Genomic DNA, 13769 nt, shown 5'->3' on the forward strand with positions numbered 1-13769 from the left:
AGATGACCATCCACAAGCTGCTGGTGGCGAACCGCGGTGAGATCGCCGAGCGGATCATCCGGTCGGCCCGCGCGCTCGACATCGCCACCGTCGCCGTCCACTCCGACCCGGACGCCGACGCGCTGTTCGTCGAGGCCGCCGACGAGGCGGTGCTGCTCCCCGGCGCCGCACCGGCGGACACCTACCTGCGCGTCGAGAAGATCATCGAGGCGGCGCGGGCGACCGGGGCCGACGCGATCCACCCCGGCTACGGCTTCCTCTCCGAGAACGCCGGGTTCGCCCGCGCCTGCGCCGACGAGGGCATCACCTTCGTCGGCCCGCCGGTCGAGGCGATCGAGGCGATGGGTTCCAAGATCGCGGCGAAGGAGCTGATGGAGAAGGCGGGCGTGCCGGTGCTGCCCGGCGCGACCGTCGACGACGCCGAGGAGGTCGACGCCGCCACGGTCGCCGCGATGGCCGACGGCATCGGCTACCCGCTGCTGGTCAAGGCCGCGTACGGCGGCGGCGGCCGGGGTATGCGCATCGTGCGCGCCGCCGACGAGGTCGTCGACGCCGTCACCGGTGCCCGGCGCGAGGCGACGTCGGCGTTCGGCAACGGCACCGTGTTCCTCGAGCGGTACGTCGAGGACCCCCGCCACGTCGAGGTGCAGATCTTCGGCGACACCCACGGCACCGTCGTCCACCTCTTCGAGCGGGAGTGCTCGATCCAGCGGCGCTACCAGAAGATCATCGAGGAGGCCCCGTCCCCGGCCGTCGACGACGCGCTGCGCGCGCAGCTCGGCGACGCGGCCGTGGCCGCCGGTGCCGCGATCGGCTACACCGGTGCCGGCACCGTCGAGTTCGTCATGGCCCCCGACGGCGAGTTCTTCTTCCTGGAGGTCAACACCCGGCTGCAGGTCGAGCACCCGGTCACCGAGGAGATCACCGGGCTGGACCTGGTCGCGCTGCAGCTGCGCGTCGCCGAGGGCGACCCCCTCCCGGCCGAGGTCCGCGGGGCGACGATCACCGGGCACGCGATCGAGGCCCGCCTCTACGCCGAGGACCCGGCCGCCGACTACCTGCCCGGCTCCGGCACCCTGCACCGGTTCCGGATCCCGGAGCTGCCGGGCGTCCGGGTCGACACCGGGGTACGGGACGGCTCGCTGGTCGGGACGCACTACGACCCGATGCTGGCCAAGGTGATCGCGCACGGCCGCACCCGCGCGGAGGCGGCACGGAAGCTCGCGCGGGCGCTCTCCGAGGCGCAGCTCCACGGCCTGGTCACCAACCGCGACCTGCTCGTGGCGGTCCTGCGCGAGGACGAGTTCCTCGCCGGGCGCACCGACACCGGCTACCTCACCCGGCACGATCCGTCGGCCCTGGTCGGCACCGTGCCGCAGCACACGGTGGCGGTGCACGCGCTGGCGGCGGCGCTGGCCGCGCAGTCGGCCCGCCGCGCCGACGCCCCCGTGCAGCGCCCGGTCCCGACCGGGTGGCGCAACGTCGGCGGGGCGTCCCAGCACGCCTGGTACCGGATCGGCGAGACCGACGTCGACGTGCGCTACCGGATCACCCGGGACGGCCTCACGGCGTCGGTCGACGGCACCCCGCTGGACTCACCGGTGCTGATCGAGGCCCGGCCCGACCGGGTCGACCTGCGGGTGGCGGGCGTCCGCCGCACCGTCTCCGTGCACGTCGCCGGGGACGAGGTGTTCTGCGACAGCGTGCTCGGCGGCACGACCCTGACCGAGCGGCCGCGGCTGCCCGAGCCCGGTACCGAGGCCGCCCCGGGGTCGCTGCTCGCGCCCATGCCCGGCACCGTCGTCCGGGTCGCGGCCGAGGCCGGGCAGGAGGTCGGGGCCGGCGCGGTGATCGTCGTGTTCGAGGCCATGAAGATGGAGCACTCCGTGCGGGCACCGCTGGCCGGTGTGGTCGCGGAGGTCGCCGTCGAGGTCGGGCAGACCGTCGACACCGGAGCGGTCCTGGCCGTGATCGACGAGATCGCGGACGAGAAGGAGGATGCCTGATGTCCGAGGTGACCTACGAGGTCGTGAACGGCGTCGCCTGGCTGACCATCGACCGTCCCGAGGCACGGAACGCGCTGAGCAGGGCCGTGCGCGAGGGGCTGTTCGACGGGGTGCACCGGTTCAACGCCGACGACGGGGCCCGGGTGCTCGTGCTCACCGGCGCGGGGGAGAAGGCGTTCTGCGCCGGCGGCGACCTCAAGGAGATGAACGACACGGCGCTGACGGTGCCGCCGCCGGACTTCCTGCCCCAGCTGGGCCGCAACATCGACGTCGCCAAGCCGACGATCGCCGCGGTCAACGGCATCGCCTTCGGCGGCGGGTTCCTGCTCGCCCAGCAGTGCGACCTCGTCGTCGCCGCCGAGCACGCCCGGTTCGCCGTCTCCGAGGTGCGGATCGGCCGCGGGTCGCCGTGGGCGGCGCCGCTGTCGTGGCTGGTCCCGCCCCGGATCGCGATGGAGATCCTGCTGACCGGCGACCCGATCGACGCGGCGCGCGCCCAGGCGTACGGCCTGGTCAACGACGTCGTGCCCGCCGAGCGCCTGCGGGAGCGCACCCAGGAGCTCGCGGAACGGATCGCCGCCAACGCCCCGCTGTCGGTGCTCGCCGCGAAGCGGACGGCGTACCTGTCCGCGACCCACTCCCGCGCCGAGGCCTACGACCGTGCCGAGGAGATCTGGGAGCCGGTGTACCGCTCCCGTGACGCCCAGGAGGGCCCGCTCGCCTTCCGGGAGAAGCGCACGCCGGTCTGGCAGGGGGTCTGACGATGACGGTGACCCTGGACGGCGTCCTCGACGACCTCGTCGCCGAGACGCGCGTGCTGGCCGATCTGGTCGCCGCACTCGACGACGACGGCATCGCCACGCCCACCCCCGCCGCCGGCTGGGACGTCCGCGACCAGCTGACCCACCTGGCGTACTTCGACGAGACCGCGACGCAGGCCGCGGCCGACCCGGAGGGGTTCCGCCGCGACGCCGACGTGCTCGTCGCGGGCGGGACGGACTTCCCGGACCGGATCGCCGCCGAGCACGCCCACCTGGGGGCCGACGAGGTCCGGGCCTGGCTGGACCGCGCCCGCTCCGCGTTCGTCGGGACCTTCCGCGGCCTGGATCCGAGGACCAGGCTGCCCTGGTACGGCCCGGAGATGAGCGCGCTGTCCTCGGCGACGGCCCGGCTCATGGAGACCTGGGCGCACGGCCAGGACGTCGCCGACGCGCTCGGTGCGGTCCGCGAACCCAGCGACCGGCTCCGGCACGTCGCCCACCTCGGCGTCCGGACGTTCGGGTTCGTGTACACGCTCCACGAACGCCCGGTGCCCGCGACGCCCGTGCGGGTCGAGCTCGACGCCCCGTCCGGTGCGCGATGGGAGTGGGGCCCGGCCGACGCCGCCGACCGGGTCACCGGCACCGCCCTGGACTTCTGCCTCACCGTCACCCAGCGCCGCCACGTCTCCGACACCGCGCTGGTCGTCGACGGCCCCGTCGCCACCGAGTGGATCTCCATCGCGCAGACCTTCGCCGGTGCACCCGGCCCCGGCCGTGCGCCCGGCGCCGTGCCCGTCCCGCACAACCCCGGAGGACGCCCGTGACCGCCGAATTCCGCCGCGCCGTCCGGATCGGCAACTGCTCCGGGTTCTACGGCGACCGGATCTCCGCCGCACGCGAGATGGTCGAGGGTGGCCCGGTCGACGTCGTGACCGGCGACTACCTCGCCGAGCTCACCATGCTGATCCTCTGGAAGGCCCGGCAGAAGGACCCGTCCACCGGCTACGCGAAGACCTTCCTCACCCAGGTCGAGCAGATCCTCGGCACCTGCCTGGACCGGGGGATCCGGATCGTCTCCAACGCCGGCGGGCTCAACCCCGCGGGCCTGGCCGCCGAGCTCGGTGCGCTGGCGGAGCGGCTCGGGCTCGCCCCGCGGATCGCCCACGTCGACGGCGACGACCTCGTCGGCAGGCTCGACGAGCTGCAGGCCGCCGGTCACCCGCTGGCCCACCTCGACACCGGTGCGAAGCTCGCCGACGCGGGGGTCGACCCGGTGACCGCCAACGCCTACCTGGGCGCCTGGGGGATCACCGAGGCGCTGCGGGCGGACGCCGACATCGTCGTGACCGGGCGGGTCACCGACGCCTCGGTCGTCGTCGGGCCGGCGGCCTGGTGGCACGGCTGGGAGCGGACCGATCTCGACGCGATCGCCGGTGCCATGGCGGCCGGGCACGTCATCGAGTGCGGGCCGCAGGCGACCGGCGGCAACTACGCGTTCTTCTCCGAGGTCACCGACCGCCGCTATCCCGGGTTCCCGATCGCCGAGGTCGAGGCGGACGGCTCCTCGGTGATCACCAAGCACGAGGGGACCGGCGGCCTGGTCTCGGTCGGCACCGTCACCGCGCAGCTGCTCTACGAGATCGGCCGGCCCGCCTACCTCGGCCCGGACGCCGTGGCGCACTTCGACACGTCGCAGCTGATCCAGGAGGGCGAGCACCGGGTCCGGATCTCCGGCACCCGCGGCAGCGCCCCCACCGACGAGCTCAAGGTCGCGCTCAACCACGAGGGCGGCTACCGCAACACCATGACCCTGGTGCTGACCGGCACCCGGATCGAGGAGAAGGCGGAGTGGGCGACCGAGCAGCTCGCCGAGCTGCTCGGCGGGCGGGACCGGTTCGCCGAGTTCGACACGCAGCTGCTGCGCTTCGACCACCCCGACGCACCGGCCAACGCCGAGGCCACCGCGCACCTGCGGATCACGGTGAAGGACCCCGACCGGCGGAAGGTCGGGCGGGCGTTCTCCAACACCACCATGGAACTCGCGCTCGGCGGCTACCCCGGTTTCCACACGACCACCCCGCCCTCGGCGGAGAGCGCGTTCGGCGTGTACTGGCCCACGCTCGTGCCCGCGTCCGAGGTCGGGCACCAGGTGACCCTGCCGGACGGCACCGTGCGCGCCGTCGGGCACGCCCCGGTGACGGGCCCGGTCCCGGACCCCGCCCCGGAGGCCGCGCCGCCGGCCCCGGTCGGCGGGCCGACCCGGCGGCTTCCGCTCGGTGAGATCGCCGGGGCGCGGTCGGGGGACAAGGGCGGCAACGCCAACATCGGCGTCTGGGTCCGCACCGACGCCGAGTACGCCTGGCTGCGCGGGCTGCTGACGACCGCGACGGTCCGGGAGCTGCTGCCCGAGGCCGCGGACCTGGAGATCCACCGCTACGAGCTGCCGAACCTGCGGGCGGTCAACATCGTCGTCGTCGGGATCCTCGGGGCGGGCGTCGCGTCGGCCACCCGGCCGGATCCGCAGGCCAAGGGACTGGGGGAGTACCTGCGCAGCCGCCTCGTCGACGTCCCGGTGGTGTTGCTGGAGGGCGGGGAGGTCTAGGACGACACCGTGGTGACGACGGCGGCCGCGCTGGCGGCGGACAGCGCCGCCGCGGCCGCGATCACCGCGCTGCTCACCGCGGCGGCACCCCAGTTGCCCTGCTCCAGCTCCTTGGCTCGGGTCGCGACCCGGCCCGACCACTTCGGGACCGGGTCCAGGCTCGGCAGCGTCCCGCTGGCCGAGATCAGCGCGATGATCGCGGCGAGCCGGGCGTCGGGCTCCTCGCCGCGTTCGAGGACGGCCTGCATCCGTTCCCGCAGTGCGTACTCGTAGCCGGTGTCCGCCGCGGGGAGCCTGGTCGTCGGGACCAGGCCCAGGAAACGCCTGCGCTCGCGGCGCAGGAACCCGCGCTCGACGAGGCGCTCCGTCAGCGGCTTCCAGAGCGTGGATCCGATCGTGACCAGCTGGGACTGGACGTGCCGCGGCCGCGCGGCGACCGTGTCGTAGGCGTCCTGCAGCAGCGGGTCGGGGAGCGGGCCGTCGCCGGTGGCGACGATCGTCGTGCCCTTGTACCAGGCACCCCCGTCCTCCGGGCGGATCCGGCCGAGCAGGGCGAGCTCGACCAGTACCGCTCCGCCCAGCGTCTGGTGCAGCGTCCCGGCCCCGGCCGGGACGCCGTACGTGTCGTCCATCAGCAGGAGGAGCACGTCCTCGACGATCAGGTTCTCGCTCTGCACGGTCATCGTCCCCTCGTCCCGGCGGTGCACCGGACCGGCCGGGCAGCTCGACACCCGTAGTCGACACCATGCCGCCACGGCACGGTCAACACCTGTCAGCCCTCCGTGGGCTCACGGGTCGAGGTGGGTGTCCCCGAGGGTGGTCACCGACAGGTGGGTCATGCCGTCGGCGCCGGCCAGGTGACGGTGCCGCTCGCCCGCGGCGACGGTGACGACGTCACCCGGCGAGAGCGCGAGCGCGCGGCCGTCGGCGTACTCGACCGCACCCCGGCCGGCGGACAGGACGAGGGTCTGGTCGGAGTCGTGGTGGTGCCAGGCCGTCCCGGCGCCGGCGGCGAACCGGGTCGCCATCACGGTGAGCCCGCCGGGGGCGTCCGCCCGGCGCGCGATCCTGGTCCACACCGGACCGTCGAACAGGGGCAGGTCGTCGCAGCGGACCTCGGCCGGGACCTCCCCGCCGGGGAAGCGGAGACCGGCGAGCGGCGGGCTGTCGGGCATGGCGGCTCCTCGGGGTCGGGTACCCGGCGGCCGGGCCGGGATGCGTGGGTCAGCGGACGGCCGTCGTGGCCTCGTCGGGGACCTGCCGGACGGCCGCGTCCTCCCCGCCGGTCGTCTCCCGGTCGCCGGGGGCGGGTCCCGGCCCGGCGGGCGGGAGGACCGGGTCGGTCGAGAGGTCGCGCCAGAACGCGACGGCGACCCCGACGACGACCACGAGGAAGGGCGCGGAGCTGACGATGACCATCTGCTGGAGCGACTCCAGGCCGCCCGCGACGAGCAGCGCCATCGCGGCGGCCCCGGTGACCAGGCCCCACAGCGCGAGGATCCAGGCCGGCGGGTGCTCGGTGCCGCGGCTGGTCAGCATGCCGAGGACGTAGGTGTTGGCGTCCGCGCCGGACACGAAGAACAGCACGACGAGCACGATCGTCACCACCGAGGTGACGGCCGGCAGCGGCAGCGACTGCAGCATGGTGAAGAAGGCGGAGTTGGCGTCCGCCGCCGCGGCGGCGGCGACCCGGGTCGTCCCGGCGAGGTCGGTGTGGATGGCCGTCCCGCCGAACGCGGTGAACCAGATCGAGAACACCAGGCTCGGGACGAGCAGCACCCCGACGACGAACTCGCGCACCGTGCGGCCGCGGGAGATGCGGGCGAGGAAGACGCCGACGAACGCGGCCCAGGACAGCCACCAGGCCAGCATGAAGTAGGTCCAGGACTGCATGAAGTCGATGTCGCCGTTGGCCGGGGTGATCAGGCTGGTCGCGACCAGCTCGCTCAGGTAGCGGCCCACCGACTGCACGTACAGGTCGAGCAGGTACACGGTCGGCCCGGCGATCAGCACGAAGACGAACAGGACCGCGCCGAGCCCCATGCTCGCCTCGGACAGGTAGCGGATGCCGCGGGCGACACCGGTGAGTGCGGACGCGGTGAACAGCAGCGTGATCACCCCGATGATCACGAACTGGACGCCCGTCGAGTTCGGGATCCCGAACAGGGCGGTGAACCCGCCGTTGATCTGCATCGCGCCGAGTCCGAGCGACGTCGTCGTCCCGAACAGCGTGGCGACGACGGCGAAGACGTCGATCGCGCCACCCACCGGGCCGTCGGCGCGGCGCCCGAGCAGCGGCCGGAACAGCGCGCTGACGAGGCCGGTGCGGCCGCGCCGGAACATCGACCACGCCATGGCGAGCCCGACGACGGCGAAGATGCCCCAGGCGTGCAGGCCCCAGTCGAAGAACGAGAACTGCATCGCCGTGACCGCGGCGTCGGTGGTCATCGGTGCGGCGAGGCCGTGCGGCGGGGCCGCGAGGTGCGCGATCGGCTCGGCGACCCCGTAGGAGATCAGCCCGATACCCATCACGGCCGAGAGGATCATGGCGTACCAGGTGAGCCTGCGGAACGCGGGCCGCTCGTCGTCACGGCCGAGCCGGAGCCGGCCGAACCTGCTGCAGGCGAGGAAGAGCAGGAAGACGAGGAACCCGAGCGAGACCAGCAGGTAGGCCCATCCGAAGCCGCGGGTGATGCCGTCGAGCGCGGCGGACCCGGCGCGGGACAGCGACTCACCGGCGGCGGCTCCCCAGGCCACGATCGCGAGCGTCAGCCCGAGCGAGACGAACAGGACGGGGCCGGGTCGTCGGGTCCGCGACGACTCGGCTCTGGGCGTCGACATTGATGCCTCCGGTGCGTGGAGCGATGGAGCGGTGCAGCGAGAAGCCGGGCGAGTCCCGGGCTGCAATGAGCGGGACTGTGGCATGCAAGACGGGGGTGGTCAACCCTCGCCATGTCGTCGCGTCGCCACATGACCGTTCCCGTCGACCTGGCATTTATCAGGCGAAATGCACCAGAGGCGCAGAGATCGACCGCTCGCTCTTGACGGGAACCTCGCTACTTCTTAGCTTGTGATGCATGCAAGAGACCGCGGCGCTGGTCGCTCGGCGGGGTGCGCAGGAGCGCGTCCTGGACGGGGTGCGGCGCGCCATCATCGAGGGCCGGTACCTGCCCGGGCAGCCACTGTCCGAGGTCGTGCTGGCCGACGGGTACGACGTGTCCCGGACCCCGGTCCGGGAGGCGCTCAAGCAGCTGCAGATCGAGGGGCTGGTCGAGATCCGGCCCCGGGTGGGGACGTTCGTCCGCGCCCCGAGCCGCCGCGAGGTGGTCGAGCTGTTCGAGCTGAAGGAGATGCTCGAGGGCATGGGGGCCCGGCTGCTCGCCGCCCGCGGCCCGGTCCGGGAGCTCGACGGTCTCGACGAGAACATCGAGCGCTCCGACCGCGCGGTGGCCCGTGGCGATGCCGACGGGTACGCCGCACTGGTCCACGAGTTCCACGAGCTGCTCGTGACCGGCGCCGACAACACCCAGCTCGTCACGCACTACCGCACGCTGATGAACCAGCTCGCCTACCAGCGGCTGGTGTCGGCCTCGCTGACCCGGCCCGGCCGCCTCGGGGAGTCCCTCGCCGAGCACCGGCACGTGCTCGAGCTCGTCCGCGGCAAGGACGGCATCGGGGCGGAGTTCGCGATGCGCGACCACGTCCGCTCCAGCGAGCGGGCCACCCTCACCGCCGACCACCGGATCGGCGGCCACTCATCGACGAAGGAGTCCTGAGATGCGTTTCTCCATCTTCCACAACGTCGGCGCCCCCGGCCGGCTCGACGACGTCGCGGGCGTGCTCGACGAGATCCGGGACGTCGCGACCTACGCCGACACCGCCGGCTACCACTCGATCTGGTACACCGAGCACCACTTCGGCCACGAGGGCTACGAGCTCGTCCCGAACCCGGTGCTGATGGGCACCGACATCGCGGCACGCACCTCGCGGATCCGCATCGGCCAGGCCGCCAACATCGTGACCTTCTGGAACCCGATGCGCCTCGCCGAGGACATCGCGATGCTGGACCAGCTCTCGCGGGGCCGGGCCGAGGTCGCCGTCGGGCGCGGGCTCTACGGCCGCGAGGCGATGAACCTCAACCCGTCCGCCGACCCCCGTGACCAGGAGCAGAACCGCGCCCTGTTCGAGGAGACCGTCGAGGTGCTGCGGAAGGCCTGGAGCGGCGACTTCTTCTCCCACCAGGGGGACTTCCACACCTACCCCGCGCCCGGGATCGGCTGGGACCATCCGCTGTCCCCGCCCTCGCCGGAGTTCGTCGGCGCCGACGGCACGCTCGACGCGCTCAAGGTCGTCCCGCAGCCGTTCCAGCGGCCGCACCCGCCGCTCTCCCAGGTCATCGACACCCCGCGATCGATCCAGGGCGCCGCCCGCGCCGGCATGAAGGGCATCTTCTGGATGCCGCCGATCTCCGAGCTGAAGGGCCGGTTCGAGCTCTACCGGGACACCCTGTCCGAGGCCACCGGCGTCGAGCAGGCACTCGGCACCGGCCTGTCGCTGGTCCGCGACGTCTACGTCGCCGACACCATGGAGCAGGCCCGCGCCGACTTCGAGGAGGCGCTGCTGACCTCCTACCGCTGGATCTGCCACTGGCGCGGACTGAACAACCTGCGCGAGGTCGGCGAGGACATCACGGGGCGGGACCTCGACTACGACTTCCTCGCCGAGCGCAACCTGCTGGTGGGCACCCCGGACCACGTCGCGGAGAAGGTGCACGAGCTGCAGTCCGAGCTGAACCTGCAGGACCTGCTGCTGTGGACGACCCACCCCGGTCTCGAGCACGGCAAGGCGATGCGCAGCTTCGAGCTGTTCGCCGAGAAGGTCATGCCCCAGTTCGCCGAGGGCTCCGCGTGAGCGCGATCCGGCGGATCGTCACCGTCGTCGAGGAGAGCGTGCGGGAGCTCGGGGAGCCGGTGCGGACACCGGTCCGGCGGGCCGCTGTCGTCGCCGTCGTCGCGAACCCGTGGCGGGGCCGCGGGATCCAGGACGATCTCTCGCCGGAGGTCGCCGGGCTCGCTCCGGAGATCGCGCACGAGCTGTCGGACCGGCTGCTCACCGCGCTCGGCGGCGCGGCCGGGGTCGAGGCGTTCGGCAAGGCGGCGATCGTGGGCCTGGACGGCGAGCTCGAGCACGCCGGTGCGCTGATCCACACGCCGTTCTTCGGCAACGTGCTCCGGCACCGCACCGAGGGCGAGTCGATCATCGTGTTCTCCGACCAGCGCGCGGCCGCCGGCACCCCGCTCACGGTCCCGTTGTGGCACAAGGACCACGCCGCGACGCGCTCGCACTACCAGACCATCACCGTCCGGGTGCCCGACGGCCCGCGGCCCGGGGAGATCGCCGTCATCGCGGCCGCGGCCGACGGTCCCCGCCCGAACGCCCGCATCGGCGACCGGCGCTCCGACGCCGCGCTCGACCGGCACGTCCTGGACCGGGCGGCGGGCCCGTCCACCGACCACCGCAACCACATGGAGTCCGTCTCATGAGCGTCACCGTCCGCAGCATCCACACCGTCGTCGACGAGATCCACACCGAGGGCGGCCGGCCGGTCGAGCCCGCCGCCCGGGTCGCGGTCGTGCTGGCCGTGGTCGAGAACCCGTGGGCCGGTCACGGCTTCGTCGACGACCTCGGCCCGACGATCGACGAGGTCGCCCCCGAGCTCGGGAAGCTGCTGTCCGACCGGGTCGTGGCCGCGCTCGGCGCGCCGGTCGAGGCCTACGGCAAGGCCGCGATCGTCGGGCTCGACGGCGAGATCGAGCACGGCTCCGGGCTGATCCACACCCTGAAGTTCGGCAACCACTTCCGCGACGCCGCGCAGGCGACCACGCTGCTGCCGGCCGTCGAGAAGCGGGCCGCCGCCGGGACGGTGTTCGACATCCCGCTCAAGCACGTCACCGACGCGACGATCCGCTCGCACCACCAGACCGTCGAGGCGCGCGTCCCGGACGGCCCCCGCGCCGACGAGATCGTCGTCGGTCTCGCCGCCGCCGCGCAGGGCCGCCCGCAGGCCCGCCTCGCACCGCTGTCGAGCGAGAAGTGAGGCGCCCGGCCGACGTGGTCCTGCTGCACGGTGTGGGCCTGGACCACACCCTGTGGGACCGCGTCGCGCCGGAGCTGTCGGCCGCCGGGCACACCGTGCACGCCCCCGACCTGCTCGGGCACGGCTCCGCACCGGACGCCCCGGCCGGGACGACGCTAGCGGACCTGGCCGCGCCGGTCGCGGAGGTCGTCGCCGGCGCCGGTGGTCCGGTGCACCTCGTCGGCTTCTCGCTCGGCGCGCTCGTCGCCACCCGGGTCGCGCTCGACCATCCCGGCGGGGTCGCCCGGCTGACGCTGGTCAGCGGGGTCGCGGGCCGCTCGGACGACGAGCGGGCCGCGGTCGCCGCCCGGCTCGGCGCGGCCGGCACCGACCTGGCGGCGACCTTCGACGCGGCGGTGCGGCGCTGGTTCTCCCCGGAGTGGACCGCCGCGGAGCCGGAGCTCGCCGACCGGGTCCGGCGGACCCTCGCGGCGAACCGGCCGTCGTCCTACCTGGCCTGTTACGCGGTGTTCGCCCGGGCGGACGCCGAGCTCTGGCCGGAGCTGCCCCGGCTCGTCCCGCCGGTGACGGCCGTGACCGGGGCCGAGGACCCGGGCTCCACCCCGGCGATGACGCGGGCGCTGGCCGGTCGCGTCCCGCACGGGCGGGCCGTGGTCGTCGACGGCGCCCGCCACCTGCTGCCGCTGGAGCGCCCGGACGCCGTCCTCGACCTGCTCGGCGACCCCGACCCGGTACCCACCCCGACCGACCCCTCGTGAGGAGCGCTGGCCCCATGACCACGACACCGGACGCCCCCGCTGCGCCGGAGCGGCGGACCACCCCGCTGCCGCGCCACGACCACCTCATCGGCGGCGAGCGGGTCCCGCCGGCCGACGGCGCCTACTTCGGCAGCGACAACCCGACCACCGGGCAGCCCTGGTACGAGGCGGCCCGCGGTACGGCGGCCGACGTCGGCCGCGCGGTCGAGGCGGCCCGCACGACGTTCGAGTCGCCGGGGTGGCGGCGGATGTCCCGGACCCGCCGCGGCGCCCTGCTGCGGCGGGTCGGGGAGCTCGTCGGCGAGCACGCCGAGGAGCTCGCCCGCACCGAGAGCACCGACAACGGCAAGCTGCTGCGTGAGATGAGGGCCCAGCTCGCCGGGCTGCCCGAGTACTTCTTCTACTACGCCGGGCTCGCCGACAAGATCCAGGGCGAGACGATCCCGGCGAGCAGCGTCGACGTCCTCAACTACACGCTGCGCGAGCCGGTGGGCGTGGTCGGCGCGATCACCCCGTGGAACTCGCCGCTCACACTGACCGTCGCCAAGCTGGCGCCGCTGCTGGCCTGCGGCAACACCGCCGTGGTCAAGCCCTCGGAGTACACGAGCGCCTCGATGCTCGCGCTCGCCCCGCTGTTCGAGGAGGCGGGCTTCCCGGCGGGCGCCGTGAACGTCGTGACCGGGTTCGGCGGCGAGGCGGGTGCCCCGCTCGTCGACCACGACGACGTCGCCAAGCTGTCCTTCACCGGGAGCACCGCGACCGGGTCGTGGATCGCCGAGCGCGCCGGACGGCGGCTGGTGCGCGCCGGGCTCGAGCTCGGCGGCAAGTCCCCGCAGCTCGTCTTCGCCGACGCCGACGTCGCGAGCGCGGCCAACGGTGTCATCGCGGGGATCTTCGCCGCGGCCGGGCAGACCTGCATCGCCGGCAGCCGGGTGCTCGCCCACCGGTCGGTCTACGACGAGCTCGTCGAGCGTGTCGTCGAGCGGGCACGCACGATCCGGATCGGCGACCCCCTCGACGAGGGCACCGAGCTCGGGCCGCTCGCGATGGCCGCCCAGCTCGCCAAGGTCGAGGAGTACGTCACCGCGGGACGCGCCGAGGGCGGCGTCGTCGCCCACGGCGGCGGACGCCCGGACACCGGGCTCGGCGGCTGGTTCCACGAGCCCACCGTGTTCACCGGCCTCGGCAACGACACCCGCATGTGCCGCGAGGAGATCTTCGGCCCGGTCGTCGCGATCATCCCGTTCGACGACGACGAGGAGGCACTGCGGATCGCGAACGACACCGACTACGGCCTCGCCGCCGGCATCTGGACGCGCGACCTCGCCCGCGCCCACCGGGCCGCGGCCGCCCTGGACGCCGGCACGGTCTGGGTGAACATGTACCGCGCGATGTCCCCCCTGTCGCCGCGGTCCGGGTTCAAGGCCTCCGGTCTCGGTGTCGAGCACGGCACCGAGGTCGTCCGCGAGTACACGCGACTGAAGAGCGTGTGGATCAACACCAGCGACGAGCCCGCGGGCGACCCGTTCGTCCTGCGGTCCTAGG

Annotated in this window: 13 protein-coding genes; 10 read left to right on the forward strand and 3 right to left on the reverse strand. The window is 73.8% G+C overall.

Annotated elements, in window-relative coordinates:
* Nucleotides 1-2 precede the first annotated feature (2 nt).
* The 4 genes from PP1_RS00345 to PP1_RS00360 all read left to right on the forward strand — a co-directional run bounded on the left by PP1_RS00345 (nucleotide 3) and on the right by PP1_RS00360 (nucleotide 5369).
* Nucleotides 3-2006 (forward strand): acetyl/propionyl/methylcrotonyl-CoA carboxylase subunit alpha, encoded by a 2004-nt coding sequence (locus PP1_RS00345; RefSeq protein WP_010243015.1) that lies wholly within the window; start codon nucleotides 3-5, stop codon nucleotides 2004-2006.
* A complete protein-coding gene (locus tag PP1_RS00350; RefSeq protein ID WP_010243012.1) occupies nucleotides 2006-2767 on the forward strand; it encodes an enoyl-CoA hydratase/isomerase family protein in 762 nt (253 codons plus the stop codon). Before PP1_RS00345 ends, PP1_RS00350 begins: the two co-directional genes overlap by 1 nt.
* Nucleotides 2768-2769: 2 nt before the next feature.
* On the forward strand, nucleotides 2770-3591 hold the full coding sequence (locus PP1_RS00355; protein ID WP_033200679.1) for a TIGR03084 family metal-binding protein: 822 nt from the start codon (nucleotides 2770-2772) through the stop codon (nucleotides 3589-3591).
* Nucleotides 3592-3668: 77 nt separating this feature from the next.
* Entirely contained in the window at nucleotides 3669-5369 is a 1701-nt protein-coding gene (locus tag PP1_RS00360) for an acyclic terpene utilization AtuA family protein (RefSeq protein WP_249266098.1), read from the forward strand.
* Here the strand turns inward: PP1_RS00360 and PP1_RS00365 are convergent.
* The 3 genes from PP1_RS00365 to PP1_RS00375 form a co-directional block, all read right to left on the reverse strand.
* Entirely contained in the window at nucleotides 5366-6052 is a 687-nt protein-coding gene (locus PP1_RS00365) for a GOLPH3/VPS74 family protein (protein WP_033200614.1), read from the reverse strand. The two genes, PP1_RS00360 and PP1_RS00365, sit on opposite strands and share 4 nt — an antisense overlap.
* 105 nt (nucleotides 6053-6157) lie before the next feature.
* On the reverse strand, nucleotides 6158-6544 hold the full coding sequence (locus PP1_RS00370) for a cupin domain-containing protein (RefSeq protein ID WP_010242145.1): 387 nt from the start codon (nucleotides 6542-6544) through the stop codon (nucleotides 6158-6160).
* Between the two features lie 49 nt (nucleotides 6545-6593).
* On the reverse strand, nucleotides 6594-8210 hold the full coding sequence (locus PP1_RS00375; protein WP_010242148.1) for a BCCT family transporter: 1617 nt from the start codon (nucleotides 8208-8210) through the stop codon (nucleotides 6594-6596).
* Between the two features lie 236 nt (nucleotides 8211-8446).
* Between PP1_RS00375 and PP1_RS00380 the strand changes: the two genes are divergently transcribed.
* Genes PP1_RS00380 through PP1_RS00405 form a run of 6 tightly spaced genes read left to right on the forward strand, consistent with a single transcriptional unit; the run spans nucleotide 8447 to nucleotide 13768 of the window.
* Nucleotides 8447-9145, forward strand: a complete 699-nt coding sequence (locus PP1_RS00380) for a GntR family transcriptional regulator (RefSeq protein ID WP_010242150.1) — start codon at nucleotides 8447-8449, stop codon at nucleotides 9143-9145.
* 1 nt (nucleotide 9146) lies between these two features.
* Nucleotides 9147-10280, forward strand: coding sequence for an LLM class flavin-dependent oxidoreductase (locus PP1_RS00385; RefSeq protein ID WP_010242152.1), 1134 nt, complete (start codon nucleotides 9147-9149; stop codon nucleotides 10278-10280).
* A complete protein-coding gene (locus PP1_RS00390; RefSeq protein ID WP_010242154.1) occupies nucleotides 10277-10912 on the forward strand; it encodes an amino acid synthesis family protein in 636 nt (211 codons plus the stop codon). The genes PP1_RS00385 and PP1_RS00390 overlap by 4 nt, the downstream gene beginning before the upstream one ends.
* Nucleotides 10909-11466 (forward strand): amino acid synthesis family protein, encoded by a 558-nt coding sequence (locus PP1_RS00395; RefSeq protein WP_010242156.1) that lies wholly within the window; start codon nucleotides 10909-10911, stop codon nucleotides 11464-11466. The genes PP1_RS00390 and PP1_RS00395 overlap by 4 nt, the downstream gene beginning before the upstream one ends.
* Entirely contained in the window at nucleotides 11463-12224 is a 762-nt protein-coding gene (locus tag PP1_RS00400; RefSeq protein WP_010242158.1) for an alpha/beta fold hydrolase, read from the forward strand. The genes PP1_RS00395 and PP1_RS00400 overlap by 4 nt, the downstream gene beginning before the upstream one ends.
* Before the next feature lie 14 nt (nucleotides 12225-12238).
* Nucleotides 12239-13768, forward strand: coding sequence for an aldehyde dehydrogenase (locus PP1_RS00405; protein WP_010242160.1), 1530 nt, complete (start codon nucleotides 12239-12241; stop codon nucleotides 13766-13768).
* The last annotated feature ends 1 nt before the right edge of the window (nucleotide 13769 follow it).

This window comes from Pseudonocardia sp. P1, assembly GCF_000178675.2.
Lineage (GTDB): Bacteria > Actinomycetota > Actinomycetes > Mycobacteriales > Pseudonocardiaceae > Pseudonocardia.

Coding starts and splice junctions, on each gene's coding strand:
- PP1_RS00355 (WP_033200679.1), top strand. CDS start 2,770: ATGACGGTGACCCTGGACGGCGTCCTCGACGACCTCGTCGCCGAGACG.
- PP1_RS00360 (WP_249266098.1), top strand. CDS start 3,669: ATGGTCGAGGGTGGCCCGGTCGACGTCGTGACCGGCGACTACCTCGCC.
- PP1_RS00365 (WP_033200614.1), bottom strand. CDS start 6,052: ATGACCGTGCAGAGCGAGAACCTGATCGTCGAGGACGTGCTCCTCCTG.
- PP1_RS00375 (WP_010242148.1), bottom strand. CDS start 8,210: ATGTCGACGCCCAGAGCCGAGTCGTCGCGGACCCGACGACCCGGCCCC.
- PP1_RS00385 (WP_010242152.1), top strand. CDS start 9,147: ATGCGTTTCTCCATCTTCCACAACGTCGGCGCCCCCGGCCGGCTCGAC.
- PP1_RS00395 (WP_010242156.1), top strand. CDS start 10,909: ATGAGCGTCACCGTCCGCAGCATCCACACCGTCGTCGACGAGATCCAC.
- PP1_RS00350 (WP_010243012.1), top strand. CDS start 2,006: ATGTCCGAGGTGACCTACGAGGTCGTGAACGGCGTCGCCTGGCTGACC.
- PP1_RS00405 (WP_010242160.1), top strand. CDS start 12,239: ATGACCACGACACCGGACGCCCCCGCTGCGCCGGAGCGGCGGACCACC.
- PP1_RS00380 (WP_010242150.1), top strand. CDS start 8,447: ATGCAAGAGACCGCGGCGCTGGTCGCTCGGCGGGGTGCGCAGGAGCGC.
- PP1_RS00345 (WP_010243015.1), top strand. CDS start 3: ATGACCATCCACAAGCTGCTGGTGGCGAACCGCGGTGAGATCGCCGAG.
- PP1_RS00370 (WP_010242145.1), bottom strand. CDS start 6,544: ATGCCCGACAGCCCGCCGCTCGCCGGTCTCCGCTTCCCCGGCGGGGAG.